23 protein-coding genes are annotated in these 26774 nt (G+C 66.5%); 17 read left to right on the plus strand and 6 right to left on the minus strand.

From position 1 onward, the window contains the following. Window positions 1-25: 25 nt before the first annotated feature. The 7 genes from KEC56_RS04830 to KEC56_RS04860 all read left to right on the plus strand — a co-directional run bounded on the left by KEC56_RS04830 (window position 26) and on the right by KEC56_RS04860 (window position 7688). Complete coding sequence (locus KEC56_RS04830) at window positions 26-1402, plus strand: aldehyde dehydrogenase family protein (protein WP_227530045.1); 1377 nt, start codon at window positions 26-28, stop codon at window positions 1400-1402. A gap of 58 nt (window positions 1403-1460) precedes the next feature. After that, window positions 1461-2384, plus strand: a complete 924-nt coding sequence (locus tag KEC56_RS04835) for a LysR family transcriptional regulator (RefSeq protein WP_227530046.1) — start codon at window positions 1461-1463, stop codon at window positions 2382-2384. A 103-nt stretch (window positions 2385-2487) separates the two neighbouring features. Next, window positions 2488-3999, plus strand: a complete 1512-nt coding sequence (locus KEC56_RS04840) for a bifunctional 3-(3-hydroxy-phenyl)propionate/3-hydroxycinnamic acid hydroxylase (protein ID WP_227530047.1) — start codon at window positions 2488-2490, stop codon at window positions 3997-3999. A 10-nt stretch (window positions 4000-4009) separates the two neighbouring features. Further along, on the plus strand, window positions 4010-4951 hold the full coding sequence (locus KEC56_RS04845; protein WP_227530048.1) for a VOC family protein: 942 nt from the start codon (window positions 4010-4012) through the stop codon (window positions 4949-4951). Window positions 4952-4953: 2 nt separating this feature from the next. Beyond that, window positions 4954-5664, plus strand: a complete 711-nt coding sequence (locus tag KEC56_RS04850) for an ABC transporter substrate-binding protein (protein WP_227530049.1) — start codon at window positions 4954-4956, stop codon at window positions 5662-5664. 28 nt (window positions 5665-5692) lie between these two features. Continuing rightward, window positions 5693-6988 (plus strand): NADH:flavin oxidoreductase, encoded by a 1296-nt coding sequence (locus KEC56_RS04855; RefSeq protein ID WP_227530050.1) that lies wholly within the window; start codon window positions 5693-5695, stop codon window positions 6986-6988. 1 nt (window position 6989) lies between these two features. After that, window positions 6990-7688: an EthD domain-containing protein gene (locus KEC56_RS04860; RefSeq protein ID WP_227530051.1), complete on the plus strand. Its 699-nt coding sequence runs from the start codon at window positions 6990-6992 to the stop codon at window positions 7686-7688. A 68-nt stretch (window positions 7689-7756) separates the two neighbouring features. Here the strand turns inward: KEC56_RS04860 and KEC56_RS04865 are convergent, their stop codons facing one another. Genes KEC56_RS04865 through KEC56_RS04875 form a run of 3 tightly spaced genes read right to left on the minus strand, consistent with a single transcriptional unit; the run spans window position 7757 to window position 11246 of the window. Further along, window positions 7757-8788 carry an ABC transporter permease gene (locus KEC56_RS04865; RefSeq protein WP_227530052.1) on the minus strand — a complete coding sequence of 344 codons (1032 nt, stop codon included), beginning with the start codon at window positions 8786-8788 and terminating at the stop codon, window positions 7757-7759. Beyond that, on the minus strand, window positions 8785-9735 hold the full coding sequence (locus KEC56_RS04870) for an ABC transporter permease (protein WP_227530053.1): 951 nt from the start codon (window positions 9733-9735) through the stop codon (window positions 8785-8787). The genes KEC56_RS04865 and KEC56_RS04870 overlap by 4 nt, the downstream gene beginning before the upstream one ends. 5 nt (window positions 9736-9740) lie before the next feature. Further along, entirely contained in the window at window positions 9741-11246 is a 1506-nt protein-coding gene (locus KEC56_RS04875) for a sugar ABC transporter ATP-binding protein (protein ID WP_227530054.1), read from the minus strand. Window positions 11247-11371: 125 nt separating this feature from the next. Here KEC56_RS04875 and KEC56_RS04880 point away from each other — a divergent pair, with 125 nt between their 5' ends. Both KEC56_RS04880 and KEC56_RS04885 read left to right on the plus strand, forming a co-directional pair. After that, on the plus strand, window positions 11372-12628 hold the full coding sequence (locus KEC56_RS04880) for a substrate-binding domain-containing protein (protein WP_227530055.1): 1257 nt from the start codon (window positions 11372-11374) through the stop codon (window positions 12626-12628). 78 nt (window positions 12629-12706) lie between these two features. Then, window positions 12707-13648 (plus strand): helix-turn-helix domain-containing protein, encoded by a 942-nt coding sequence (locus KEC56_RS04885; RefSeq protein ID WP_227530056.1) that lies wholly within the window; start codon window positions 12707-12709, stop codon window positions 13646-13648. A gap of 56 nt (window positions 13649-13704) precedes the next feature. Here KEC56_RS04885 and KEC56_RS04890 read toward each other — a convergent pair whose 3' ends face one another. Next, complete coding sequence (locus tag KEC56_RS04890) at window positions 13705-15312, minus strand: FAD-binding oxidoreductase (protein WP_227530057.1); 1608 nt, start codon at window positions 15310-15312, stop codon at window positions 13705-13707. Between the two features lie 180 nt (window positions 15313-15492). On the opposite strand from KEC56_RS04890, the gene KEC56_RS04895 reads away from it, so the two are divergent. The 6 genes from KEC56_RS04895 (at window position 15493) to KEC56_RS04920 (ending at window position 21759) form a co-directional block, all read left to right on the plus strand. Further along, window positions 15493-16269 (plus strand): SDR family NAD(P)-dependent oxidoreductase, encoded by a 777-nt coding sequence (locus KEC56_RS04895; protein ID WP_227530058.1) that lies wholly within the window; start codon window positions 15493-15495, stop codon window positions 16267-16269. 95 nt (window positions 16270-16364) lie between these two features. Next, complete coding sequence (locus KEC56_RS04900; RefSeq protein ID WP_227530060.1) at window positions 16365-17372, plus strand: fumarylacetoacetate hydrolase family protein; 1008 nt, start codon at window positions 16365-16367, stop codon at window positions 17370-17372. A 2-nt stretch (window positions 17373-17374) separates the two neighbouring features. Then, the gene (locus KEC56_RS04905; RefSeq protein WP_227530061.1) at window positions 17375-17980 is read left to right on the plus strand and encodes a cupin domain-containing protein; all 606 of its coding nucleotides are present in this window, start codon (window positions 17375-17377) and stop codon (window positions 17978-17980) included. After that, complete coding sequence (locus KEC56_RS04910) at window positions 17977-19962, plus strand: acetoacetate--CoA ligase (RefSeq protein WP_227530063.1); 1986 nt, start codon at window positions 17977-17979, stop codon at window positions 19960-19962. Before KEC56_RS04905 ends, KEC56_RS04910 begins: the two co-directional genes overlap by 4 nt. Window positions 19963-20023: 61 nt before the next feature. Further along, window positions 20024-20602: a TetR/AcrR family transcriptional regulator gene (locus KEC56_RS04915; protein WP_227530064.1), complete on the plus strand. Its 579-nt coding sequence runs from the start codon at window positions 20024-20026 to the stop codon at window positions 20600-20602. Between the two features lie 131 nt (window positions 20603-20733). Next, a complete protein-coding gene (locus KEC56_RS04920; protein WP_227530065.1) occupies window positions 20734-21759 on the plus strand; it encodes a fumarylacetoacetate hydrolase family protein in 1026 nt (341 codons plus the stop codon). Window positions 21760-21780: 21 nt separating this feature from the next. Here KEC56_RS04920 and KEC56_RS04925 read toward each other — a convergent pair whose 3' ends face one another. After that, a complete protein-coding gene (locus tag KEC56_RS04925) occupies window positions 21781-22422 on the minus strand; it encodes a TetR/AcrR family transcriptional regulator (protein ID WP_227530066.1) in 642 nt (213 codons plus the stop codon). A 133-nt stretch (window positions 22423-22555) separates the two neighbouring features. Here KEC56_RS04925 and KEC56_RS04930 point away from each other — a divergent pair, with 133 nt between their 5' ends. Beyond that, window positions 22556-24049, plus strand: a complete 1494-nt coding sequence (locus KEC56_RS04930; protein ID WP_372456241.1) for a DHA2 family efflux MFS transporter permease subunit — start codon at window positions 22556-22558, stop codon at window positions 24047-24049. Window positions 24050-24272: 223 nt separating this feature from the next. Here KEC56_RS04930 and KEC56_RS04935 read toward each other — a convergent pair whose 3' ends face one another. Next, window positions 24273-25544, minus strand: a complete 1272-nt coding sequence (locus KEC56_RS04935; RefSeq protein WP_227530068.1) for an ROK family transcriptional regulator — start codon at window positions 25542-25544, stop codon at window positions 24273-24275. 101 nt (window positions 25545-25645) lie between these two features. On the opposite strand from KEC56_RS04935, the gene KEC56_RS04940 reads away from it, so the two are divergent. Beyond that, window positions 25646-26770, plus strand: coding sequence for a Gfo/Idh/MocA family protein (locus KEC56_RS04940; RefSeq protein ID WP_227530069.1), 1125 nt, complete (start codon window positions 25646-25648; stop codon window positions 26768-26770). The last annotated feature ends 4 nt before the right edge of the window (window positions 26771-26774 follow it).

Below are 26774 nucleotides of genomic sequence, written 5' to 3' on the forward strand. Positions count from 1 at the left end.
CCCCTCGAGGAAGAGAGCCTGCCCGATGTCCATCGCCACTGTGAATCCGACCACTGGGAAGACCGAGATGATCATCGAGCCGCACAGCGGGCTCGAAGTCGACCAGCGTATCGCCGAGGCTGCGGCGGCCGTGCATGCGCTGCGGCGGACGTCGTTCGCTCAGCGCGCCGCCTGGATGCACGCTGCTGCCGACATCCTCGATGATCAGGCCGCCGGGCTCGGAGAGCTCATCACCGTCGAAATGGGCAAACCGATCGCGCAATCGGTCGCCGAGGTCGTGAAGTCCGCCAAGGCGATGCGCTTCTACGCCGACAACTCCGCGACCTTTCTTGCGGACGCGCCGCTCGATGATCCGACACAGGTAGGAGCATCGCAGGCCTGGACCCGATATGAGCCACTCGGCGTGGTGCTTGCCGTCATGCCGTGGAATTACCCGCTCTGGCAGGTCATCCGCTTCGCCGCCCCCGCACTGATGGCGGGGAACGCCGGCTTGCTCAAGCACGCCTCTAACGTGCCGCAGGCGGCGCTGTTCCTCGACACGCTGTTCGAGCGGGCGGGATTCCCGAAGGGCTCGTTCCGCACGTTGCTGATCGGCGGCGCCGAGGTCGGCGCAGTCCTGGCCGACGCGAGAGTCGCAGCAGTCACCCTCACCGGATCCGAGCCCGCCGGGCGATCGGTGGCCGCCATCGCCGGTGATCACGTCAAGAAGGCCGTTCTCGAACTCGGTGGATCCGACCCCTTCATCGTGATGCCGTCCGCTGACGTGGCCGCCGCCGCGGCGACAGCCGTGCGCGCGCGGATCAGCAACAACGGTCAGTCCTGCATCGCCGGCAAGAGGTTCATCGTGCACGACGCGGTCTACGACGAGTTCGCGGCTGCGTTCACGGCGCAGATGGCAGCGCTCGTCGTCGGTGATCCGCTGCTGCCCGAGACCCAGGTCGGCCCGTTGGCCACGGAGCCGGGTCGTCAGGAGCTGATCGAGCTCGTGGATGATGCACGCGCCGCGGGAGCGACGATCCTGACTGGCGGCACCGTCCCCGGTGCTCCCGGGTGGTTCTATGCGCCGACGGTCATCGCAGATCTGCCGGACAACGCCCGACTGGTGCAGGAAGAGGCATTCGGTCCGGTGGCGTCGTTGTATCGGGCGCGCGACCGCGAGGACGCGCTTCGCATCGCCAATCAGACGACGTTCGGCCTGTCCAGCTCTGTCTGGACGAATGATCCCGAAGATGAGAGCGTCTTCATCAGCGGGCTCGACGCCGGTGCGGTCTTCGTGAACGGCATGACCGTGTCATATCAGGAGCTGCCCTTCGGCGGCATCAAGCGTTCGGGTTTCGGGCGAGAACTGGCGGCCGTCGGACAGCGGGAGTTCTGCAACCTGAAGACGATCTGGAAGGCTTAGCCGCGGCGACGGCAGTAGCGGCAGTGCGGGCCCGCCGCGTTGGGTGAAGGAGCGCATGATGGCGATCGACTACAACCTTCTCAGGCCGTTGCGTGCCCTGCTCGAAGAGCGCAGCGTCACTCGTGCGGCCGAGCGGATGCACATGTCGCAGCCTGCGATGTCGACGGCACTGTCTCGCCTCCGTGCCCATTACGACGATCCGCTGCTGCTGCGCCAGGGGAATTCGCATGTTCTCACGCCGCTCGGCGAGCGGCTGCTCACGGCGCTGCCGCATGCTCTCGCCGAGACCGACAATGTCCTGCGGCTGCAGTCGCGCTTCGATCCGGCCACGAGCACGAGGACCTTCTCGATCGCAGCGGTGGACTACATGGCGGCGCGCATTGCACCCGCGCTCTCGCGGATCGTCGAGCGCGAGGCGCCGAATGTGCGCCTCGAGTTCCCGGCGGCGGACGGGCGCCTGGTGAACGGGATGCCCGATACGCTGCGAACGCTCGACGGGGCGATCCTGCCGCACGGCTACGTGGTCGAGCAGCCGCACCTCGACTTCGAGCCGGAACCGTGGGTGTGCATCGTGGACGCAGCATCGGGGGTTTCCGAGCATCCGACCACCGACGAGCTGCTGACCCGGTCCTGGGTGCAGACCCTGCCGGCGCGCGAGGGGATGAGTCCCGCCCGTCAACAGCTGCGGTTCCGAGGGATCGACCCCTCGGTCGTCGCCTCGACTCCGCACTTCTTCGTCGTTCCCGCGCTGATCCTCGGCACGGATCGAGTGGCTCTGGTGCCGCAGGGGTTCGCGACCATGGCGGTCCGCATGCAGCCGCGGCTGCGCGTCGTGGTGCCGCCGCTCGACCTCGATCCGGTGAAGGACGCGTTCTGGTGGCACCGTGACCGGGAACAGGATGCTGAGCACATCTGGCTCCGCGAGGTCATCCGCCGCGTGGGTGATGCCGTCATCAGGAATCCCGATAGCGGGCATATCTGAGAACGGCTATCTCGAATGGCCGATCCGGGGGATGATCGAAGTCATCACGGGAGCAGTGACGCATCGATTCGATACGCTACGTATAGAACACGAAGGAGTGTCTGTGAGCATTGACGCGGATGTCATCGTCATCGGGGGCGGCCCGGTCGGGAGCACAGCCCTGGCCATGCTCGGACGCGCCGGCCTGACGGCGATCGGCCTGGACCGAGACCGGGAGATGTGGCCGACCGCACGCGCGGTGCACTTCGACGGAGAGACGATGCGCACCCTGCAGGGGTTGGGCATCGCCGAGGACGTCGCGAAGGTCACGATCCCCATGAAGGACGTCGACGTGGTCAACGAGGCCGATGAGATTCTCGTGCACGCGCCGACCGATCGGCTCGGCGACCAGGCCTGGAACGAGCACGTCAGCTTCCACCAGCCCGACGTCGAGCGACTCATGCGCCAACTGATCGAAGCGACGCCCGGAGTCGAGCTGCGCTGCGGCGTCACTGCCACCGACGTCGTCAACGTGCCCGGCGGCGTGGAAGTGTCGACGATCGACCCGGACGGAATGCGGCAGCTGATGCGCGCGCGCTGGGTCATCGCCGCCGACGGCGCCCGCTCGGACGTCCGCCGGATCTTCGGCATCGAGACAGACAAGTACGGCGAGGACGCCCAGTGGCTCGTGGTCGACGGGGATCTCATCGATGCGCCAGGCCACCAGACCGACATGATCCAGTTCGCGCGGTACAGCCGTCCCGCGCTGTGGCTGAGGCTGCCGGGCAACCGCGTCCGGATGGAATTCATGCTGGTGCCCGGCGATGACCCCGAGGAGATCGTCACCCCCGCCGCCGTCGAGCGCCTCAGCCGTGGCGTTCTGCCCGTCGACCGTTTCACCCCCGAACGTCAGGCGATCTACACCTTCCGCGGACGCATCGCCCGTCGGTGGCGGGAAGGCGGCGTGTTCCTCGCCGGCGACGCCGCGCACCAGGCGCCTCCGCTGTTCGGTCAGGGGCTGTGCGCCGGCATCCGCGATGTGGAGAACCTGATCTGGAAGCTGGACCTCGTCGCACGCGGTGTCGCCGACGAGTCGCTGCTGGACACCTACGAGACCGAGCGCAAGCCGCACGCCACGTTCTGGGTGGAGACCGCGGCGAGCCAGGCGGTGATGATCCAGACCCTCGACGCGAAGGTGGCCGAAGGCCGCGACGAGTACATCCGCAGCCATCCCGAAGCGACCGCGGTTCCGACGTCTCCCGCGCTCGGAGCAGGATTTCACGAGGGCGACGCTGATGAGCGGGCAGGGCGCCTAGGTATTCAGCCGATTCTCGCCGACGGCACGCGGCTCGACGACATGGTCGGCACGCACTTCCTCGTCGCCGCGGATCGTGCCGTGCACTCCGCGCTCCCCGCGGCGCTCCGGGCCGCTCTGGACACGGACGCGGACGTCGTCACCCTGCTCGACCCGCTCAAGGTCGACCGGATCCTCTCCGCCGCCGGCGGACGGGCCGTCGTCATGCGTCCTGACCACTACATCCTCGGCGTCGGTGATACGGCAGAAGATCTCGAACGCCTGATCTTGCGGATCCCGTCCGTCGCATCCGCGGCGGCGGTCGCTGCGGAAAACCGTTAGGAGCAGTTCCATGGCATTCAGCCCGATCACCCATATCCGTCATTTCGACATCGCGGTCCCCGACTTCGATAAGCAGATCGAGTTCTACAAGAACCACTGGGGCCTGACAGTGCAGCACGATGACGGCGACGTCGTCTACTTCGCCGCTGAGGGGTCGCCGGAGCAGTACGTGACGCGGGTGCGCCGCTCGAACGACAAGCGCCTCGATCTCGTCGCCTTCGGCGCAGCCGACCGGGAGTCCGTCGACCAGCTCGCCGAGAAGCTCGGCTCGTCCGGCATCCGTCTGATCGGTGAACCCGACGATCTCAACACCCTCGGTGGGGGCTACGGGTTCCGCTTCTTCGATCTCGAGGGGCGCACCATCGAGGTCTCCACCGACGTCGAGGTCCGCAAGCACCGCAAGATCGAGCAACGCGAGGCGATTCCCGTGCGCCTGTCGCACGTCGTGCTCAACTCGAATCAGCCGGAGGCGATGCGCGCCTGGTACGAGAAGCACCTGGGATTCCGCTTGTCCGACACACTGAATCACCCGCACGCGGGCGACCTGTTCTACTTCATGCGCTGCAGCACGCAGCATCACTCGATGGCGATCGCGCGCGGCCCGCATGCCTCGTTGCAGCACGCCTCGTTCGAGATGCGGGGCATCGATGAGTACATGTACGGCAGCGGGCGGGTCATCCGCGCCGGATACCGCAAGATCTGGGGCCCGGGCCGGCACACCGCGGGCGACAACACCTTCACGTACTTCGTCGACCCGAACGGGAACACGATGGAGCTGACGACCGAACTCGCGGAGCTCGACGAGGACACCTGGCACCCGCACATCTACGACGTGCAGGAACCCGAGACTTCTGACCAGTGGGGCACCGGCGGCGACATGGACGAGTTCATCACCAAGGAGATGTTCAACGACTCCGACAACCATCACCTGTTCGTCGCGCCGCCGGTCTGAGCATGCCTCTCCGAATCTCCTACTTCGTTCCCCCGGTACCGCTCGTAGCGGCTAAGGCGTCCGGGCTGCTCGACGACCTTACGATCGAGGAGACCCGGACGCCGGGGAGCGCGGCTCAGCTCGCGGGGCTGCTGGCCGGGGAGCTCGATGTGGTGGTCTCCGCTCTCGACAATCTGTTCGAATGGACTCGGGTCGGCGCTGATCTGCGCGTGATCGGGGAGGTCGAACACACCACCCCGCTCGCCGTGTACGCGGCGCCCGAGTTCTCCGACCTTCAGGCTCTGGAGGGCGCGACTTTCGCGGTGGATGCCCTGGACAACGGCTTCGCGCTCGTCGCGCGCCACCTCCTTCACGAGGCCGGTGTCAGCGTGCAGTGGGTCGAAGCCGGCGGCGTCGCCGAGCGATTCGAGCAGCTGCGGAACGGCGACGCCGCAGCCGCACTGCTGGGTCCGCCCTTCGACGCACGAGCACGAGACGCCGGGTTCCGCGAGCTGATCCGCGTTCAGGACGTCTTCCCCTCGTTCCCCGGCCAGGGGCTCTTGGTCCGTGCCGACCTCGCCGGATCCGCTGAGGTCAGCACACTCGTCGCGGCGCTGAACGCCAGCGGGCTGTTGCCGGTTCAGACCGGCGGACTTGATCTGCTTGCCGAGATCCGAGCGGATCTCGGCCTCCTCCCTCCGCAGTCGGACCTGCACGCGCTCGTCCTCATCTGATCCCATCCGTCACTCGACAAGGAGTCCAATGTCGCGCTCCACTGTCGCCGAGGTTCTCGGCGCACCCCTCACGATCAACAAACTGACGCTCAAGAACAGGATCATCCTCGGGCCGATGGCGGCGCTGCAGCCTACAGCGGACGGCCGCCCGAGCGGGCAGTCGATCGCCTTCCTCACGCGTCGCGCCGAGGGCGGGGCCGGTGCGGTGTTCGTCGGCGGGTCCGTCGCCACCCCGCGCGCGTTCCGCGAGTCGCCGTTCTCGCCGAACATCCGCTACGACGACGACGCCTTCGTCCCCGACCTCACCCGCCTGGTCGATGAGCTGCACGCGACCGGCACCGGAGTCGCGGTGTTCGCACAGCTCTTCCCCGCCTTCGGGCGCATGGGCGTGCCACGCGATGGGCACTGGATCACCTCGGCATCTCCGCGCCCCGTCGACATGGGCGCCTACGGCCTGCCCGACAACGTCTACATCCCCGGCGGTCGGGTCACCCCGGTCCCGCAGCAGGCGACGGTCGAGGAGATCAAGGAACTCGAGCAGGCGGTCGTCGACGCGGCTCGTCGTGCCGTGGATGCCGGCTTCGACGGCATCGAGATCGCCGCGCACATGTGCTATTTCTACTCGTCCTTCCTGTCGCCCCTGTCGAATTTCCGCACCGACGAGTACGGCGGGTCGGTCGAGAACCGCGCACGGGCCCTGAAGGACGCCGTTGCGGCCGTGCGCCGGGAGATCGGTTCCGACGTCGCGCTCGGCCTGCGGCTCAGCGTCAACGATCATGTGCCCGGCGGGCAGGGCCCGGAGGGCTTCGCAGCGGTGACGGCCGAGATCGCCAAGGCCGGTCTCGATTTCGTCGCACTCACCGACGGGAACTACGAGTCGATGGGCGATAACGTCACCAGCGAGTCGGGCAAGATGCTGCGCGAGAACGAGCCTCAGGTGTTCCGCGAGGCGCTGGGCCCTGGCGTCGTGCTGCTGCTGAGCAGCACTCCCGACCCGGCACAGGCGGCTGCGGCGATCGCGGACGGCACAGTCGATGCGACGATGCTCGCCCGCCAGCTCCTCGCTGATCCCGATTACCCGCGCAAGGTCCTCGAGGGGCGCGAATCGGAGATCGTGTGGTGCGACCACGCGAACTCCTGCATGCGGCGGCTCATCCTGCAGGTCCCGGTGGCGTGCCACAAGAACTCCGAGATGGGCAAGGAGCATTCCACGAGCAAGCGGTCGAACATTGCGCAGGATGCTTTCATCTGGGCCGCCGGCAATCGCACGCTGATGGCGATCGCTGACAAGGCGGCGCGTGCGCGGCCGCAGAAGGCGCATTGAGATGGCCGCATACAAGCTGACGATGCTGCTCACGCGTCGAGGCGATCTCGATCCGGAGGAGTTCGCAGATGCGTGGCTGGCGCTGGAGCGCAGTTCTCTCGCGACCGCGAGTGGGCTGGAGCGGTACGTCTTCACCCGGCGTATTCCCACCGATTCGCCATTCATGCACTCCTCGGAGTCGCGATACGACGCGGTGATCGAGACCTGGTGGACGCGGAAGAACGACGCGGCCGACTGGGTCGTATCCCACGACTTCGAAGATGACTGGCTGCAGCGACGGATGCCTTTGCTCGCCGAGCGTCCGGCCGCCGTCGCCGGCGAGCCGCATGTCCTCAGCGAGCGCGAGCCGACCGCGGAAGATGCGCCGGTCGCTGTGATCGTGCTTCCCGTCGCTCGTCGCCGCGTGCGCGCCGACGAGTTCGCCGCCTACTGGGACGCGCACGCCCGATCCATCCTCGGCAGACCGCAGGCGCCGCAGTACATCGTCCGCCTCGAGCAGACGGCATCTCCGCTCGCCGCGCCCGCGCGCTTTACGAGGACGCGCTTCGACGGGGTCGGCGCCGTCACAGTCGCGTCGCTCGAGACCCTCGTGGCGGATCTCGCGAGCGACCGGTTCCCGCGCCTCGTCGCGGACGTATCGCAGGTCGTGGATGCAGAGGCGTCGGTGGTCTTCGTCGGGTCACCCGTCGATCTGACCTGATCCGCCGGGACCGACACGAATCGGCCCGGATCGACCTGAGGTCGGTCCGGGCCGATTCGCCATGACCGTCAGAAGCGGTCGCGGACGTGGCGTTCGCGACCGTACAGCGCGACCACTCCGAGGATGATCACGCCGTACACCACGCGCGTCTGGGCCTCGGTGAGCCCCTGGCTCACGATTATCGTCGACAGCACGGTGAGGATCAGCGCGCCGATCGCAGTGCGCGTGAACCCGCCACGCACGGAGCCGAAGGTCGTGCCGCCCACGAGGACGGCGGCGAGGCCGGAGAACAGGTAGGGGTCTCCGATGGACTGCGACCAGCCGGAGCCGAATGCGGCGATGAACATTCCGGCGACGCCGGCGAGTGCCCCCGAGACCGCGAAGACACCGGCCCAGATCGCCGTCGTGTTGATCCGGGCGAGCCGCGCCGCGCGTGGATTCACGCCGGTGGCGTACAGTCGGCGTCCGACCGCGGTCTTGGCGAGGATCGCCCACAGGGCGATGCCGAGCAGCAGCACGATGAAGATCACCGGTGGTACCGGCAGGCCGAAGGTCGTGCCGGTCAGCTGACTGAGCGACTTGAGATCCTGCGGCGGCTGGCCGTTGTAGTCGCCGTTGGCGAGGAACATCGACCCGCCGGTGAGCATGGTTCCCGCACCCAGCGTGATCACGAGGGGTTCGATGCGGAATCGGTGGCACACCCATCCGATCAGGGCGCCGACACCGCCGCACACGCCGAGGACGACGAGGAGGGCGACCGGCACGGGCCATCCCAGCCGGCTCGTCGCATTCGAAGCGATCATCGCACCGAACGTGACATACCCGGCGATCGCGAGGTCGAGACCACCGAGGATCACGACGAGCGTCTGTCCCATCGCCGCGAGGGCGAGCAGCGACGCCAGGGTCACCACGGCGATTCCCGCCTGCGGGCGGGCGATGAAGGCCGGGATCAGCGTGACGAGCACGCCGACCAGGACGATCAGGATGACGAACTGGATGAACGGCGTTTCGATCGCCCATCGGCGGAACCTGTCCCATCCGGAGGGTGGGGTAGGAGGCTGGGTCAGGGATCGGGTGATGTCGGTGAAGGTGTCGGTCATGCCATGCTCCCTGTGCGGCGCGGGCTGAGGAGGGTGGCGCCGAGGATGACGCCGGTGACGAGGACGAGTCCGAAGGTGAACTGCACCAGGCTCGGCTGCACCCCGGTGGCGGTGAGCAGCTGCTGAAGCAGATAGAGCACGAGGGCTCCGAAGAAGGTGCCGAGCAGGCCGCCCTTTCCACCACCCAGGGCAGTCCCGCCGAGTACCGCGGCCGCGAGGCCCAGCAGCGCGTAGGTGCTCGCCAGGGATGACTGCGACGACTGCAGCAGCGCAGACAGCGCGACGCCGCCGACTCCGGCGAAGAGTCCGCCGAGGGTGTAGGCGAGCGTGCGCACCAGGGTGATGTTCACGCCTGCGCCGTATGCGGACACGTCGCTCTCGCCCGTCGCGAGAAGGTTGCTCACGAACGCGGTGCGTCGCAGCAGGAACCAGGCGAGCGCGACGATGCCGATCGTGAGCGCCGCTCCCGGCAGCCAGCCGTAGGCGCCGGCGAGGCCCGTCGACCAGTTCGCGGGAGCGGACACCGGATTCTTCGAGATGGTGATGGAAAGTCCGATCAGCACGAACAGCATCCCGGTCGACGCGACGACCGGATGCAGTCGCACGACCGTCACGAGCAGGCCGGTAGCGGTGCCGATGCCAGCCGAGGCGACCAGGAGCAGGGGGATCGCGGTGAACCAGTCTCCGAGACCGGCGGGCAGCAGGACCGCCACGAACAGGCAGTTGATGAAGGTGGCGAGCGGGCCGACCGAGATGTCGATGCCGCCGGAGAGGATCGCCGGCGTGGAGGCGAAGCCGACAAGGACGAACGGCGCCAGCGTGGCCAGAGTCGCGGGCAGTCGATCGGGAGCCAGGAACGAGGGGCTGACTGCCAGGTTGACGATCAGCAGCACGATCGCCAGCGCGCACGCGAACGCCCAGGAATGACGTCGGAGGAGTCGAACCACTCCGTTCATGCTGCCTCTCCGATCTGCTGGCCGAAGTATGCCGCGACGACGGCCTCTGTGCTCAGCCGCCGTCTCGGGATCTCGGCGAAGACCTCGTTGTCGCGGAAGACCAGGACGCGATCGACGAGTTCGATGAGCTCGTCCACTTCGCTGGAGAGCATCACGACGCTCATTCCTTCTGCGCAGAGCTTCTCCAGCGTCATGTAGATCTCGCGTTTAGTCATGATGTCCACCCCGCGGGTGGGGTCGTTGAGCAAGAGGACGTTCGGAGCCGTCGCGAGCCAGCGCGCGAGCATCACCTTCTGCTGGCTGCCGCCGGACAGGCTCGAGATCGGATCGCTCGGTGCGCCCAGACGGATGCTCATCGTCTTGACCACTTCATCGAACCTCGAGGTCATCCGCGACCGGTCGAGCAATACGCCGCGGCGATCCTGAGCCATCGTCGGCAGGGCGAAGTTCTCGACGATCGACATCGGCTCGAACAGCGACTCCCCGCGTCGCTCGCGTGGGAGGTAGGCGATGCCCAGCTCGGCGCCGTTGTCGAGCTTCACGTCGATCTCCGGCGTGCTCGCACTGGTGACGACGCCTTCGCCGGTCGTGATGCCGGCGAGTCGCTTCAGGAAGGCGTCCTGGCCGTGTCCCTCGAGGCCCGCGACGCCGACCAGCTCGCCGGCTCGCAGCGTGAAGTCGAGTGCGGCCGCCTCCGCAGACAGGCGCACGCCTCTTGCCGTGAGGGCGACATCGCCGAACGCGCGTTCACGATCGCGGGAATCGAACTCGCCCGAGACCCCGGTCATGTCGGCGACGAGGCGCTCGACGGTGATGTCCTCTCGTGCCATGGTCGAGACGGTTCGACCGGAACGGAGCACGGTCGCGCGATCCGAGATCTCCTGCACCTCGTCCATCCGATGGGAGATGAATAGGATGCTGACGCCGTCTGCCGCGCGTCGACGCAGTTCTTCGAACAGGCGGTCGCGGGTGCGGACATCGAGCGCCGCAGTGGATTCGTCGAGCACCAACACGCGAGGCTCGCGTACGAGTGCGCGAGCGATGCAGATCGCCTGGCGATCCGAGAGGGACAGCTGGCCGGCGGGAGCATCGAGGTCGATCCCGTCGACGAGTCGCCGGAGCGTCTCCGCGGCGATGCGCCGCTGGACCGCAGCACTGCGGGTGCGGCGGAAGACGCCGTCCGAGCCCAGCCAGATGTTCTGCAGCACGGACTGGCTCGCAGCTGTGAGGACTTCTTGGAAGACCACGGCGATGCCGTGGCGTGTGCCGTGCCGCGGGCTCTGCAACGACACAGGACTGCCGTCGAGCGTGAAGGTGCCGTCATCCGGCCTGTGTACTCCACCGATGATCTTCACCAGCGTGGATTTCCCCGAGCCGTTCTCGCCGAGCAACGTGTGCACCTCGCCGGGCCCCACGTCTAGGTGGGCGTCGACCAGGGCACGAGTGGCCCCGAATCGCTTGCTCACGTCGGCCAGATGGAGCCCTTCTCCTGGGTGGGGCATCTGAAATCTCCTCAATACGCGGACACGCATCGTCGCGTGTGCTATCCAAAACTAGACGAACCGTATCGGATGTGTCTAGTCTGTTCCTGCGCAATGATGCGCCTACTCAATGAGGAGTTCGAATCATGGTCAAGCACACTCGCTTCCGCCGCTTCGGGGCCACGGCTGTGGCCTTCATGGCGCTCGGAGCACTGACACTCGCAGGATGCTCGCCCGAAGCGGGAGGTGGCGCCGCGTCGACGGGCGGGGGCGCACTCGCGTCCGATGGCTGCGGTGCCGTGCCGCAGATCGGCGCGAACGACCCCGGCAAGCTGCTCGACGGCTTCTCGCAGGAGGTGAAGGACGGCTACAACGCTTATCCCTTCGAAGTGCAGCAGTCGGCCTGGGCCGACTGGAAGTCCGATAAGTCGGACGGATTCACCGCGGCGATCGTCGGGCAGGCTCCCGCGGCGCCGTTCATTGCCGCGTACCAGGAGACGCTCGCGGCGGCGCTCGAGGACGCTGGGGTCGACGTCATCCTCAATGTGGCTCCCAATGATCCGACCGACGTGCCGGGGCAATTGCAGCAGTTCAGCCAGGCGATCGCCCTCAAGCCCGACATCATCTTCTTCAACCCGGGCGCACCGGAGCCGGCGATCGGTCTCGTCGACGAAGCTCACGCCGCAGGAATCCCGGTCGTGTCGGTCGTCGTCCCGATCGACAGCCCGAACGCGATCTCGGTGACCTACAACGCGGTGCTCCAGTCGATGACGACCGCGTCGGCCGTGTTCGACTCCATCGGTGGAGCGGGCTCCGTGCTCGAAGTGACCGGCGTTCCCGGCATCCCGAATGAGATCTTCTGGGAAGCCGGCCGTGACTACGCGCTCGAAGAATGCCGTGACATCAAGGTCGTCGGTTCCGTGCAGGGCCTCTTCCAGCCGCCGCTGGCGCAACAGGCCGTCGTGCAGTACCTCACGACGAACCCTGCGGGCGTCGATGCCGTGATCCAGGCGGGCACCATGGGCTGGGCGATCCGCGATTCGTTCGCACAGGCCGGTCAGCCAATCCCTCCGATTCAGGACGTGGGAAGCTCTCAGGGCATGGCCGCCTATGCGCTCGAGAATCCTGACTACCCCTATGTGGGAACCGCGACGCCGCCGGTCGCGATGGCGAAGATGGCAGCCCAGGTCGGTGTGAAGGTTCTCGCCGGAGCCGGCCCGAAGGTCAACCACATCGTCTGGAACCCCTACGTGGTGGATTCGGAGAACATCGCCGACATCGCCGACACATCGTGGGATCCCGCCGACGGCACGGATCTGGCTCCTGAGGGCGTGTACTTCACGGACGAGCAGACCGCTGAGTTCTTCACGAAGGCGGAGCTCGGACCGCAGAGCGCAGACTGAAGGTGAGGGCGGGCCGCATCGACGGCCCGCCCTTACGCGATCCGATCCAGGTGCCGTGACGCCGAAGGGGAGATGCCCATGACGATGATGCTCGACACTCGTGCGGTGTCGCCAGGGGAGCGGTCCGCGTACTGGGCCGCTGGGATCGCCGAGCACTACTTCCCCATGCGCGTGGACTCCTTCGCGGCGGAGCTGTTCGACGCACGCCTGACCGGTGCTCAGGTGGGGCCGCTGGTCGTGCGCTCGATCAGCGGACTGCCGCATCGAGTGTCGCGGACGCCGCGCATGGTCGCCGACGCGGACCCTGAGAGCATCCTGCTCTACCTCGTCCGCCGGGGAGCGTGCCTTCTCGAGCAGGACGGCAGAATCTGCGAACTGCGTGCCGGGGATGTCGCGGTGCACGATACGTCCCGACCGTCCTCGTTCGAGGCGCGAGTCGGCTTCGATGTCACGGTGGTGAGCTTACCGCGGTGGTTCCTCGGCGGGTACGCCGACGCGATCGCCGACCGGGTGGCGACCCGCGTGCGCGGCGTCGACGATCCGCTCGCGCGTCTCGCAGCACCGCTGTTCGTCGGTGTGGAGCGCATCGCCGAGGGGGTGGGACTTGCCGGCTCCGACGGTGACGCCGCCGCGGAGATGCTCCTCCCTGTCATCCGCAACCTCTTCCGCGATCGCGACGGCGATGATGACCACACGACGGGAGCAGACGCACTCCACGCGCGGATGCGACGGTACGCGCTGGAGTCTCTGCAGGATCCGGCGCTCGATCCTGAGCAGATCGCACGGGCGCACCACGTGTCGGTGCGCTATGTGCACAAGCTGTTCGCGCCCTCCGGCGGTGTGGCCGCGTGGATCCGCGAGCAGCGCATGAAGGCCGCCGCCGACGAACTGCGCACGACGGCCCTGCCCGTCGCCGACGTGGCCGTGCGATGGGGATATCGGGATGCGGCCAGCTTCGCCCGTGCCTTCCGTCGGGCGTGGGGCCAGTCACCTGGTCAGCTGCGTCGCGCGAGCGCCTGATTCGACGAGAAGCCCTGGACCGACACGCCCAGGGCCTCCCGTCGATTCTCGACCGGTCAGCGCTGCGGATACCCTTCGGCACGCAGTCGCGAGCCCCAGATGCCGGACTTGCCTGGCGCGATGATCCCGTTGGGATCCAGCGTGTCCTTCAGCTGCTCGTTCAGGCGCAGCTGAGCGTGATCGTTGAATCCGAACTGATCCATCGCGACGTCGGCGAAGTACGGGTGCGCACGGTACTCTCCGTAGCCCATCTTGCCCGCGACCTCGACCATGTGCTTGGCGTGCTCGTAGGCACGGTGCACCTGTTCGGGGTTCTTCGTGTCGAACGGGATCACGTTGATGAAGGTCGTCGACCGGGCGTTGATCGGCAGCATCCCACCGAGGTAGTCGAGACCGGCCTCGTGGCAGAGCGAGCGGAAGAGATCCTGCGCCTTCCGCGCGTGCGAGGCGGTGAGGGGGATCACGGGGGAGAAGTCGACGTGCCCCCCTTCCTCGCCGCCCGACCACCCGGCCATCTTGTAGAGATCCTGGCTCGGCACGCCGATCTGAACCCGCTCGTGCGGGTTCGGCAGAGTCTCCCACTCCTCGGCGCCGTGCTTCTCACCGAACACCGAGACCGAGGGGATGGCCTCGAAGCGCTTCTTGAGCTTGGCGAAGTTGTGGTCGACCACTGTCTCATCGCCGTACAGCGCGAAGCGCATCATCCACCGCCCGAGGCCCAGCTCCGTGGCGATCCGGTCGATGACCTCCTCCGGAATAGGGCCTGCGTCGTCGTACCAGTCCGACCGCGCGCTGAGCATGGACGCCATGCAGAGCGTGTTCGACAGCTGCGGGCGCATGTCGATCGTGCCGTCGAGCATCAGCGCGCGAAGCGCATCCACGACGGCCGGCATCTGCGCGTCATCCCACAGCTGCAACCACAACGGCATGTACACCTCCGGCTTCGGCATCAGCCAGTAGCCCATCTTCGTGACGATGCCGAAGTTCGACTGCATGAACAGTTCGGTGGTGGTGGGGCCGAGTCCGCGCTTGTACAGCGGCCAGGTCGGGTTGTCGTCCATACCGCCTGAGCCGGTCCGGTAGAGCTGGCCATCGGGGAGGACGACCTCGAATCCGCAGTGCGCGGCTTGATCGAGCGAGTTGGGCATGTAGGTCAGCCCGTGCTCGAGCGTGTTCGAGACCACGCCGCCCCAGCCGATGTCGACGATCGACGCGACCAGATCGTGCCCACCGGCTTCGATCGCATCGTGCAGGTCGAACCAGCTGACGCCGGGCTCGAGCATGGCGTATCCGAGCTCCGGGTCGATCTCGACCTTGGTCATCTCCTTGAACGAGACCATCACCGCGCCGCGCACCCACGGGGCTGCGCCGCCGTAGCCGTTGTTCTTGCCGCGCCCGATGGGCCACAGTGGGATCTTGTGCTCATTGGCGACTCGCACGACAGCCTGCACGTCCTCGGTGCTGGTGGGGGTGACCACGGCCGCGGGGAGCGTGGTGGCGGTCCCGGGAACCTGGAACGGGTCCTGGAAATCGCGGAGCGACTCGTCGTCCCAGGCGACCTTGTCGTCGCCGATCGCGGCGGCGAAGGCGACGAGCGCCTGCGCGAGTTCGGCTTCGCTCACGCCGGGGGGCGTCGGCCTGGTGGTGGGGTCTTCCGTGGACATCGGCGTCCTCTTCTCTTCCGCGAGTGGAGTTGTACGGGTGCCGTCCGGTCTACCCGGATTGCGGCTGTTTCGGCCGGATCGTGCCGTGCGTGCATGCTCTCGTGCACGTACGGCACGATCGCGGTCGGAATCCGGCGAGCTGTGATGTGCTCGCGAGACAGGAAACGAAGGGAGTCGACCATGACGAATGGACGTCTGGCTGGCAAGGTTGTGCTCATCACGGGGATCGCCGGAGGAATGGGGCGCGTGACCGCCCAGCTCTTCGCCGCCGAGGGCGCGATCGTGGTCGGGTGCGACCTCGATACGAGCGGCACCGCGGAGACGGTGCGGCTGATCGAGTCCGAAGGTGGAATCATTGACTCCACAGCGCCGCTCGATCTCGGTGATCGTGCGGCGCTGCAGAGCTGGATCGATTCCGCGGCCGAGCGCCACGGACGGATCGACGTGCTGTACAACAATGCCAGCGCCCCGCTATTCGGTCCGTTCGCGATGCAGGCGCCCGAAGACTACGCGTTCACGATGCGCAACGAGCTCGACATTGTCTGGCATGCGACGCAGCTCGCCTGGCCTCACCTCGAGCGCACCAGCGGCGCTGTCGTCAACATCGGTTCCGGCGCCGGCATCCAGGGGGCTCGGGCATTGCCGCAGGCGGCGCATGCCGCAGCGAAGGGAGCCGTGCTCGCCTTGACGCGTCAGCTCGCCGCAGAGGGAATCGCGGTGGGGATCCGCGTCAATTCCGTGAGCCCTGGCGTCATGGCCACGCCGCCGATCCTCGCGATGTACGAGCAGCTTGGAGACTCTGCGCCGGTGGCGCCCATCGTGGCACGCACGATCGACGGAAGACCGGGCGATCCGAAGGCCGTCGCGTATGCGGGGCTCTATCTCGCCTCCGACGAGGCGGCGTGGGTGACCGGGACGAACATCACGGTGGACGGTGGTGCCAGCGCGATCATGTAGCACAAGGCCTTCCGGCGTCATTCATCACCGGACTTGACATTCGATACTGGTCGTATCGTACGCTTAGGTGACCAGGGAATCGAAGGAGATCCATCATGAAGCTCGGACGCATTATCGTAGAGGGCCCGGACGGCGCAGAGACCCGCGTCGTCGCGGCGCAGCCGGAGGCAGGACGGGTCATCGATCTGAGAAGGGCGTACGCGCTCACGCTGCAGAGCGGCGGTGCGACCGTGGAGGGTGCGCGACACCTCGCGCAGGCCGCGTTCGGTGATCTCACTCAGGGCATCGCGACCGGCGACTTCTTCCTCGAGGCGGCGCACGCCGCTCTCGCGCACGCGGACGACGCCGCGCTCGCGATCGACGAGGTCACCTGGACCGCCGCGATCAAGCCTCCGGTGATCCGGGATTCGCTGACCTTCAACGGTCATATCAAGAACTTCTTCGGCAACGTGATGAAGGCGACTCCGCCCCGCGCGGTGTACGAGCGTCCCGGCTACTTCAAGGGCACGACATCGACGATCTACGGACATGACGAGACCATTCCGTACCCCAGCTTCACCGAACAGCTCGACTACGAGCTCGAGATCGGGTACGTCGTCGGCAAACCCGGCCGCAATCTCACACCGGAGAACGCGTGGGAGCACGTGTTCGGCATCACGATCTTCAACGACTGGAGCCTGCGCGACGTGCAGAAGCTCGAATCGCCCATCGGCATGGGAGCCCAGCACTCCAAGGACTTCGCCTACGGAATCGGCCCCTGGATCACGACGCTCGACGAGATCCCCTCGATCATCGGGCTCGCGGGTCAGGTGCGGGTCAACGGCGAGGTCTGGTCCGACACGAAGGTCGAGGACTTCATCTGGACTCCAGAGGAGACCGTCGCCTATGCATCCGAGCTCAACGGCATCCAGCCGGGTGATCTGATCGGCTCCGGCACGATGGCGTTCGGGGCGGGCGTCGAACTCGGTCGTTTCCTGCAGCCGGGCGACGAGCTCGAACTGGAGCTCGAGGGTGTGGGCATCCTGCGCAACCGCATCGCCACCGAGAAGGAGTCGCCGGGATGGTGGCCGGCCCCGCAGCCCTTCCCGTTCGAGGAGAACTGACCATGAAGCGCAAGCCTGTCCGCCGGATCGTCACAGGCCACGACGACCAGGGACGTGCCGTCATCCTGTTCGATGACGCCGACACCCCGAATGGCTTCAGCTCCGACACCATCCCGGGATTCGGGGCGAGCGTCGCCTGGTTCACCCCGGCGGGAGCCGTCGATCACGTCACAGACGCCGACCCGGCGCCGGCAGGTGCGAAGATCGATTTTCCCGCCGTCGGCGAGACTGTCGTGCGCATCGCGGATTTCCCCCCGGATGCCGTCTACCCGCAGAACGCGGGGGATGCGGTGTTCGATGAGATTGGCGCGCACGAAGAGCGTGAGGCGGGCGAGCAGCACAGCTCCGGCAAGCACTTCTGGTTCCACCGCACCGAGTCGATCGACTACGCAGTGGTGCTGGAAGGCGAGATCACCTTGCTCGTGGACGACGGGGAGGTGACGATGCGTGCGGGAGACGTCGCCGTTCAGAGAGCGACCGCGCACGCGTGGTCGAATCGCACGGACGAGATCGCCAGGGTGCTGTTCGTGCTGGTCGGCACCGATCCGATCAGCCCGGCGGAGATCGCGAGTCGTCGCGCTGGGGACAAGGCAGCGGAGCCGGCGTGATCGTAGACAGCGCGGCGCCCGACGGCGAGATCATCTGGCGCCCGGATCCTCGCACGATGGCCGATACCGGAACCGAGCGCTTCGCGGAATTCCTGCGGGCGCGCGGCGTGCCGCTCGGAGAGGGGTATCGGGCGCTCTGGGAGTGGAGCGTCGCCGATCCCGATGCGTTCTGGTCGTCGTTCGTGGACTTCGCCGGCGTGCGGCTGGGCGGTGAGCCGGGACCGGTGCGAGACGATCACCCGATGCCGGAGACCCGCTGGTTCCCCGGGCGCACTCTGAACTACGCGAGGCACTTGCTGGACGGTCGCGACGGGCTGGCGCTCATCGCGGTCGCCGAGGATGGGGCCGTCGAAGAGGTGGACTTCGAAGAGCTGCGTGGACGCGTCGGTGCCCTGGCAGCACATCTCCGTTCTCTCGGCGTCGGCCCGGGGGACCGGGTGACTGCCGTTCTGCCCAACATCCCGGAGGCCGTGGTCGCGCTGCTCGCCACCGCCTCGATCGGTGCGATCTGGTCGGTGTGCGCACCTGAGTTCGGCTCCGGCGCGATCATCTCCCGATTCACGCAGCTCGAGCCCAAGGTCCTCATAGCCTCTCCCGGCTACCGTCTGGGCGGCGTCGACCGGGATCGCGGTGACGAGCTGAGCGAACTCGTCGCCGGCCTGCCGGAATTGCAGCACATCGTCTGGGTCACGGCCAACGCGCCCGCCGTGGAACCGCCCGAGGTGGCGGTGCCCGTCAGTACGTGGGGCGCCGTAGTGCGCGAGCCTATGGAGCCCGAGTATCGCGAGGTCGAGTTCAGTCATCCGCTGTGGGTGCTGTTCTCCTCCGGCACCACAGGCATCCCCAAAGGCATCGTCCACGGTCACGGCGGCGCGCTGCTGGAGGAACTCGAGCTCCTGATGCTGGGCGGAGACGTGCGCAAGGGCGACAGGTACTTCGGCGTCGCCTCGACGGGCTGGGTCGTATGGAACACGCTCGCCAGCGTCATCGGCGTGGGCGCCGTCGCCGTGCTCGTCGACGGGAACCCCGCGTACCCCTCGGCGGATCGCGTCTGGCAGGTGGCCGCGCAGACCCGCGCCGCCGTGCTCGGTGTCGGGGCCGGATTCGTTCACGCGTGCGCGAAGAGCGGGCTCGAACCGGGCAAGGACCACGACCTGGCTGCACTGCGGGAGGTGCAGGTCACCGGTTCCCCATTGTCGGCCGAGGGGTTCCGATGGGTATATCGCAGTGTGGGGGATGTCTGGCTGGTCTCGATGAGCGGTGGCACCGACATCGTCGGATGCTTCGTGGGAGGAGCGCCGACGGAGCCCGTGCGCGTCGGGTACATCCAGGCGCCGGCGCTGGGCGTGAAGGTGGAATCCTGGGATGCCGACGGCAGACCGACAACCGGCAGCGGCGAGCTCGTGGTCACCGAGCCGATGCCGTCCATGCCGCTGTGGCTCTGGGGTGATACCGACGGATCGCGTTACTTCGCCAGTTACTTCGAGCAGTATCCGGGGGTATGGCGGCACGGTGATTTCATCGAGATCTCCGATCGTGGCATCCGCATCCTCGGTCGCTCCGACTCGACTCTCAATCGCAACGGCATCCGTTTGGGGTCGGCCGACATCCACGCCGTGGTCGAGGCTCTGCCCGAGATCGCCGAAGCGATGGTGATCGGGGCCGAGATCGGAGATGAGGGGTACTACATGCCGCTCTTCCTCGCCCTCCGGCCCGGCGTCGCGGAGGAAGACGCGAGAGCCGCGGTGGTCGCGGCGATTCGCAAGAATTTGTCCGCGCGCTATCTCCCTGACGAGATCATCGTGATGCGTGGGATCCCGCACACTCGCACGGGCAAGAAGCTCGAAGTGCCGATCAAACGCCTGCTCCAGGGGATGGCACTCGAGTCGGTGGTCGATCTGGGTGCTGTCGATGACCCGATCCTGCTCGAGGAATACGCGGAGTTGGCACGAGTGAAATCGGGCGAACTCGCCCGTGCGTGACGGCTGACAACGCAAGTGGACGTATCGTATCGGATGAGTCCTTTCGAAAGGGGGCCGGTACATGGCGATCCGGAGTGAGCACAGTCGGCAGGCGATCCTGCAGTCCATCATGAAGCTGCTCGACGAGCGCGAGGCGAACTCGGTGTCGATCCAGCAATTGTCGATCGAGCGCATCGCCAGGGAAGCCGGCGTGAGCAAGACGACCATCTATCGGTGGTGGCCCAACAAGGCGGCCGTCATCATCGACACCTTCCTCGAGAACCACATTCTCGCCACGCCGGTTCGGGACGAACTTCCTGCCCTTGAGGCGCTGCGCGAGCACTTCCTCTCCCTGGCTGCCGTGTACGCAGGGCATGAGGGGCGCCTGATGGCGCAGCTCATCGCGGAATGCCAGTACGACTCGGCCACCCTCGAGGAGTTCAAGAAGCACTTCTGGCGACCGCGTCGTGAAGCCGTGAAAGTCCTGGTCGAGCGTGCCATGCTCGAGGGGGCGATTCGCGGGGACATGACCACCGACGAGGTTGCTGAGCGGATCTACGCGCCCATCTACTTCCGCCTGCTGTTCCAGGAGGGCTCGTTCGATCCGTCCGCGATGAGGTCGACGTTCGAGACCGCATTGGAAGGTCTCGCGGCGCGCTGAAGCGACAGCGCAGGGCGTTATCGCAACGTCGGATGAGTGCTATGCATGGATGCGCCTTCCGGCGCGGCTCCTGAGCCCCCAATGTGGATGGTGCGGGATGACGGTGTCCCGCAGAAGAGGAAGGATCCTCCATGGCAGCGGTGCCTGTGACCTCGTTCAGCGAGACCTTCGCGATCGGCTCGTTCGACCGGTCTGAAGGTGCCTTCCCCGGATTCGTCGCTGCCGAGCGCGTGTACGATATCCGTTGTCTCCTTCCCGCTGTTCGATCGACCAGCGACCTGTTCGCAGACTGGGACGCTTCGATCGATGCGATCGAAGCAGTCGTCCGTGATCCGGCCGCTCTCGGCGCGCTGGAGAGCGTGTCCATCAGCGATGTGCAGGTCCTGCCTCCCGTGCAGCCGGTAGGAACGATTTTCGCGGCCGGAGCGAACTATCGCGAGCACATTCTGCAGATGAGTGTGGCTCACAGGCTGGGACGCCCCGACGCGACCGAGGAGGAGCTGTGGGCTGAGGCTGCGGTCGAGAATGATGCGCGGCGCGCTTCGGGCGACCCATACATCTGGACCGGGATACCGTCGGCCGTCTCCGGCGCGTTCGATGATGTGCAGCTACCCGATGTTGGCGACGATGTCGACTGGGAAGTGGAGCTCGGGGTCGTGATCGGACGCACGGCGCAGCGTATTGCGGCAGAGGATGCCTACTCCTACGTCGCCGGTTACATGATTGTGAACGACATCACGTCGCGGACGCTCGTACCGAGAACGGACATGGCGCTGATCGGAACCGACTGGTTTCGGGCGAAGAACCAGCCGACCTTCTTCCCCACTGGACCGTACCTCGTTCCCGCGCGCTTCATCCAGGACCCTGCGGCACTGCGCATTCGCCTTGAACTCAATGGCCAGGTGATGCAGGATGCGAGCACGGACGACCTCTTGTTCGATATTCCCAGTCTCATCGCCTACGCCTCCTCCGTCGCGATTCTGCGACCGGGAGATGTGCTGATCACCGGCTCACCCGCCGGCAACGGCTCGCACTGGAAGAGATTCTTGCAGGCTGGCGACGTCATGGAGGCGAGCGTCACGGGCCTGGGCGTGCAGCGCACGGGCGTGCGTGCGGCCAGTGGTGTCCTGCCGCCGTGGCAGGCTTCTCGGGTGTGACCGTCCGCGCGTCGTCGCAGTTCAGGAGATGACAGCACGCATGTGCCTGCGAGTATCGGCGTAGACGTCGCTGAGTGATGCGTCTTCGCCGTTCTCGACCATCCACGCCCACTGATCGAACGACGTCCAGAGCATGACCCGGGCGCATTCAGTGGCGAGGCGGGCCTCGAGAAGTTCGCCGCGCGTGCTGAATCGTTCGCTGATCCGGTCGGCGATCCTTTCCGCGTTCTCGACGTCTATCGCTCGGGCGGCGAAGCGCAGCGTGTTGTCGGTCTGCACGAGCGTGCGTACGCGGAGGAACCGCTGACCTACGGGGCTGTCGGTGTCACCGAGTTGAGCGACGACTTCGGCGAAGACCTCTTCCAGCTGATGGAACAGGCTCTGGTCGGGTCGGATGTGATCGAGCCAGTTCTCTATCGCCTCGTCGACGTGATCGTGAAGGCGGAGCACCATCGACTCTTTCGATGGAAAGTAGCGGAAGCATGTGCGCGGTGAGACGCCCGCAGCTCGTGCGATGTCCTCGACGGTGGTTCCGTCGACGCCCTGCTGTTCGAAGAGCACCAGGGCGGCCTCCGTTATCTCGGCTGCCGTCTCCTGTTTTCGTCGTTCTCGCAGCGATCGAAAACCGCCCTGATCAGACGTCTGCATGTCTGCGCTAGACATCTCGCTCCTTCCTCGCATTGCGAGCACAGCACATTTTGTAACACGCCGCCAACTTGGCATGATTAAAAAATGGCATACACTGCCAGTTAGGCTCTCTATGTCAAAAGGAGCCGTTATCGCGAGGGGCATTCAAATGAGCGTCGATTCCACGGTTGAACCGTCCACCGGCTCTATTCCCGTTCCGGGGAGGGACGCTGATCGACTGCCACCGGGCGCGGGCATTGTGATCGGTCTGCTCGTGGTGTCGGCGTTCGTGGTGATCCTCAACGAGACGATCATGGGCGTCGCGTTACCTCAGCTGATGATCGAGCTTGACGTGACGACGAGTACGGCACAGTGGCTCACCACAGGGTTCATGTTGACGATGGCGGTCGTCATTCCGACCACCGGCGTGTTATTGCAGCGATTCGCCACGCGCGCGGTGTTCATCGCCGCGATGACGCTGTTCTCGGCGGGAACTCTGATCGCGGCCGTTGCTCCCGGGTTCGAAGTGCTGCTGATCGGGCGTGTCGTGCAGGCCGCAGGCACGGCGATCATGATGCCGCTGCTGATGACGACGGTGATGAACGTCGTGCCAGCGCGCCGGCTCGGACAGATGATGGGTGTCATCTCGATCGTGATCGCGGTCGCGCCAGCGATTGGTCCGACGGTGTCCGGGGTAATCCTGAGTCTTCTTGATTGGCGCTGGATGTTCCTCGTCGTGCTGCCGATCGCGTTGATCGGTCTCGGTCTCGGTGCATGGAAGATCACCAATCTGACCGAGACCCGTATGGCGCGCATCGACGCGCTCTCCGTAATACTCTCCACGATCGCGTTCGGTGGGATGATCTATGGGCTGTCGAGCCTCGGTGAGGCTGCGGAAGGCGGCGCGGTGATCCCGCCGTGGGTATCGATCCTCGTCGGCGCGGTCGCACTGGTGCTGTTCGTTCTTCGCCAGCTTCGGCTGCAGCGGACCGATGACGCCCTGCTGGATCTTCGGACCTTCACCCGGCTTCCCTTCGCCGTCGCGATCATCCTGGTCGGGATCGCCATGATGGCGCTGTTCGGAAGCCTCATCGTCCTTCCGCTCTACATGCAGAATGTGCTGCAGATCGGCGCTCTCGAAACAGGACTGCTCCTGCTGCCCGGCGGCGCGCTCATGGGGATCGCATCTCCCATCGTCGGGCGGCTGTACGACCGTTATGGTCCGCGCCCGCTCGTGATACCCGGTGTTCTCGTGGTGAGTGTCTCGGTGTGGGGGATGGCGCTGCTGCTACAGGAGGGGAGTTCGACGGCGTGGGTGATCATCACCAACTCGTTCCTCAACCTCGGCCTCGCGTTCACGATGACTCCGCTTCTCACGAACGGACTCGGCTCCCTCGGCAAGAAGCTCTACTCGCACGGCAGTGCGACTATCTCGACCGTGCAGCAACTCGCCGGTGCGATCGGGACAGCCTTGTTCGTCACGGTGCTGTCCACGGGGACCGCCGCCGGTCTCGCAGAGGGGCTTCCTGCCACCTCGGCGACGGCAGGGGGCGTGCAGGCGGCGTTCTTCTGCGGCGCATGGATCTCGTTGGCCGCAGTCATCGTGTCGTTCTTCGTCAAGAAGGTCGACGGCTCGGCTCCAAGCGGTGCGGTGTTGCACTGAGGTGCGTGATTCGGGGCCGGGTCTTGAGATGGGTCCAGCCGAGGGCGGGCATCGAGAAAGATGCGACGGGTGACGGCATCCGCGGTGGTGAGTCTCATCTCGAACGAGCGGGGAGCGCGGTCGAGGTTCGCGGTGAGCAGGATCACCGCCGCCCCGTTCGGGAAGCGGGCGCCGAGCGCTCACATGGATAGGAGCTCCCCGCCCGTCCGGGTGCACCCGAGACCTACGCGCTCCGTCTGCTGGCGGAGCGTCCTCGTGCGGGCAGCTCGAGCGGCGCCGCAGCGGCCTTCCCCAGCGTTCCTGTGGCGACTAGGAGATCCACGCCTTCGACGGAGAGGAGCTGATGGGTGACCATGAGCGCGGCTCCCTTCACCCCTGGAGATGCGCCGGGGGCGACGCTCACCACAGACAAATGCTGACTCGAGAAGGGCACGCACCGCTGGTAGATCACCTCGCGGACTCCGGCCAGTAAGTGATCACCCGCGCCAGCGATGCTGCCGCCGAGCACGATGACGGAGGGATTGAGCAGCGCCACGACGTTGGACAGGACCTCTCCGAGCTCTCGGCCCGCCTGTCGAATGGCATCGATGGCCGCGTGCTCGCCAGCCCTGGCCAGAGCCACGACCCCGGCGGCGTCACGCACGTCGAAGCCTCGTTGCCTGAGGTCGGCGGCGATGCCCGTACCGCTGGCAACGGACTCCAATGTCAACCCGGTTCCGGACGAGCCGTCGAATGAGCTCCGGGTCGAGACCCTCACCTGGCCAAGGTCGCCCGCGGCTCCTCGGCCTCCGCGCTGCAGTTCGCCGCCGAGGACGAGTCCGGCGCCGATTCCCGTCGCGACCTTCACGAAGACGAGGTCGTCGGTCGCTGACCAGTTCGCGGCGTGCTCGCCTAGAGCGAGGAGATTGACCTCGTTGTCCACGAGCACCGGTACGTCGAGGTACTGCCGGAAGTACGCGGGGACATCGTAGCCGTCCCAGCCGGGCATGATGGGAGGGCTCATCGGCCGTCCCGTGGAGTGTTCGACCGGACCGGGGAGACCGATGCCGAACCCCAGCACGGGGGAAGGGCTGACCGGTGACCTCCTGGTCTGGGCGACTTCGGCGAGCAGTACGTCGAGAACGGCCTGCGGACCCGCGGCGATGTCGATAGGGCGAGAGTGCTGCTCGAGGATGCTGCCGCCGAGGTCGACCATCGAGATCGTCGCGTGTGTCGCTCCCACTTCGACGGCGACCACCGAGCCGGCGGCCGGGTTGAACATGACCTGCGCGGGGGGGCGTCCCCCCGTCGAGGCGGCATCGCCGCCGTAGACCAGCAGCCCGGCTGCGAGGAGGGCGTCGATGCGGGCCGAGACCGTGGTCCTCGACAGGCCGGTCAACGAGGCGAGCTCGGACTTGGTGCGAGGCTGCCCGTTCCGGAAGAGCTGGAACATTTCGCCGGCGCCGGGACCCGTCACGCGGCCCTCATGCGAGGGCTCCTTCTGCCGAGGAGTCATCGCAACATTCAACCACAACCCCGTGGGCAGGATTCGACATTCAGTACACAAGTTTCGTCAATTGCTTGCATAAGCGACTCGAGTGTGTGATCCTCATGATCGTGACCGACGCCGTTCTCCCTTCTCCGCCGCACTCACCGAGCGTGGGTGTGATCGGTGCTGGATTCATGGGGGAAGTGCACAGTCGGGCGATTCGCGCGAATGGCGGGCGTCTCGCAGCCATCGCCGCGGGGAGCACAGCGGGATCGGTCCGGGCCGCGCGGTCGTTCGGATTCGACGGTGCAGAACCTGACGCGATCGCCCTGCTGGACCGCGACGACCTCGACGTGGTCCACATCTGCACCCCCAACGACACGCACGTCGACTATGCCCGGCGCGCGATCGCATCGGGCATTCACGTCATCTGCGAGAAGCCGCTCGCCACCTCGTCGGAGGATGCCCTCGTGCTGCGGGACGCGGCGCTCGAGGGCGGGCTCGTCGGGACGGTCCCCTTCGTCTACCGCTATCACCCGATGGTTCGCGAAGCCCGCGCCCGAATCGCCCGCGACGGCTTCGGAGACGTACTCAGCTTCGACTGCTCGTACCTGCAGGACTGGCTCATCGCTCCGGAGCTCACCAACTGGCGCGCGAACCCGCAGCGCAGTGGTCCTTCGCGCGCGTTCGCCGACATCGGGTCGCATCTGTGCGACCTCATCGAGTTCGTGAGCGGTCAGCGCGTCGTCCGGCTGTGCGCGCGTACCCGGCAAGTCGTCGAGGGTCGAGGAGGAGAGGACATTGCCGCTCTCGTCCTCGAGCTCTCGTCCGGTGCGATCGGAACGGTCCTGGTCTCGCAGATGGCGGCAGGTCGCAAGAATGCTCTGACCGTCGAGCTCCACGGCTCGACGGCGTCGGTACGCTTCGAGCAGGAGCGTCCGGATGAGCTGTGGTGGGGCGAACCGGGAGGAAGTCGTACGCTCCTGCGTGACCCGCTGACCGCGACGGCGGAGGTCGCAAGGTACTCGAGCGTGCCCGCCGGGCACGCGATGGGGTATCAGGACGCCTTCAATTCTTTCGTACGTGACGTGTACAGCGCCATCCGCGGCGGATCCGTCGACGGACTGCCCACCTTCGACGACGGATTGCGATCCGTATTGCTCACCGAAGCCGTCCTGCGCTCCGCCGAGCGCGGCGGCTGGGAGGACGTCGCTCAGGAACTCCCCTTCACCGCAGCACTCTTCACCCAATGAAAGG

Origin of the sequence: Microbacterium tenebrionis (assembly GCF_020682665.1) — a bacterium.
In the GTDB taxonomy this organism is placed as follows: Bacteria; Actinomycetota; Actinomycetes; order Actinomycetales; family Microbacteriaceae; genus Microbacterium; species Microbacterium tenebrionis.

Excerpts from the sequence above, each read along its gene's own strand:
- KEC56_RS04875 (WP_227530054.1), bottom strand. The coding sequence starts at position 11,246 with ATGCCCCACCCAGGAGAAGGGCTCCATCTGGCCGACGTGAGCAAGCGA.
- KEC56_RS04905 (WP_227530061.1), top strand. The coding sequence starts at position 17,375 with ATGAAGCGCAAGCCTGTCCGCCGGATCGTCACAGGCCACGACGACCAG.
- KEC56_RS04930 (WP_372456241.1), top strand. The coding sequence starts at position 22,556 with ATGAGCGTCGATTCCACGGTTGAACCGTCCACCGGCTCTATTCCCGTT.
- KEC56_RS04900 (WP_227530060.1), top strand. The coding sequence starts at position 16,365 with ATGAAGCTCGGACGCATTATCGTAGAGGGCCCGGACGGCGCAGAGACC.
- KEC56_RS04855 (WP_227530050.1), top strand. The coding sequence starts at position 5,693 with ATGTCGCGCTCCACTGTCGCCGAGGTTCTCGGCGCACCCCTCACGATC.
- KEC56_RS04850 (WP_227530049.1), top strand. The coding sequence starts at position 4,954 with ATGCCTCTCCGAATCTCCTACTTCGTTCCCCCGGTACCGCTCGTAGCG.
- KEC56_RS04865 (WP_227530052.1), bottom strand. The coding sequence starts at position 8,788 with ATGACCGACACCTTCACCGACATCACCCGATCCCTGACCCAGCCTCCT.
- KEC56_RS04835 (WP_227530046.1), top strand. The coding sequence starts at position 1,461 with ATGGCGATCGACTACAACCTTCTCAGGCCGTTGCGTGCCCTGCTCGAA.
- KEC56_RS04890 (WP_227530057.1), bottom strand. The coding sequence starts at position 15,312 with ATGTCCACGGAAGACCCCACCACCAGGCCGACGCCCCCCGGCGTGAGC.
- KEC56_RS04920 (WP_227530065.1), top strand. The coding sequence starts at position 20,734 with ATGGCAGCGGTGCCTGTGACCTCGTTCAGCGAGACCTTCGCGATCGGC.
- KEC56_RS04895 (WP_227530058.1), top strand. The coding sequence starts at position 15,493 with ATGACGAATGGACGTCTGGCTGGCAAGGTTGTGCTCATCACGGGGATC.
- KEC56_RS04935 (WP_227530068.1), bottom strand. The coding sequence starts at position 25,544 with ATGACTCCTCGGCAGAAGGAGCCCTCGCATGAGGGCCGCGTGACGGGT.
- KEC56_RS04860 (WP_227530051.1), top strand. The coding sequence starts at position 6,990 with ATGGCCGCATACAAGCTGACGATGCTGCTCACGCGTCGAGGCGATCTC.
- KEC56_RS04885 (WP_227530056.1), top strand. The coding sequence starts at position 12,707 with ATGACGATGATGCTCGACACTCGTGCGGTGTCGCCAGGGGAGCGGTCC.
- KEC56_RS04845 (WP_227530048.1), top strand. The coding sequence starts at position 4,010 with ATGGCATTCAGCCCGATCACCCATATCCGTCATTTCGACATCGCGGTC.
- KEC56_RS04880 (WP_227530055.1), top strand. The coding sequence starts at position 11,372 with ATGGTCAAGCACACTCGCTTCCGCCGCTTCGGGGCCACGGCTGTGGCC.
- KEC56_RS04830 (WP_227530045.1), top strand. The coding sequence starts at position 26 with ATGTCCATCGCCACTGTGAATCCGACCACTGGGAAGACCGAGATGATC.
- KEC56_RS04925 (WP_227530066.1), bottom strand. The coding sequence starts at position 22,422 with ATGTCTAGCGCAGACATGCAGACGTCTGATCAGGGCGGTTTTCGATCG.
- KEC56_RS04915 (WP_227530064.1), top strand. The coding sequence starts at position 20,024 with ATGGCGATCCGGAGTGAGCACAGTCGGCAGGCGATCCTGCAGTCCATC.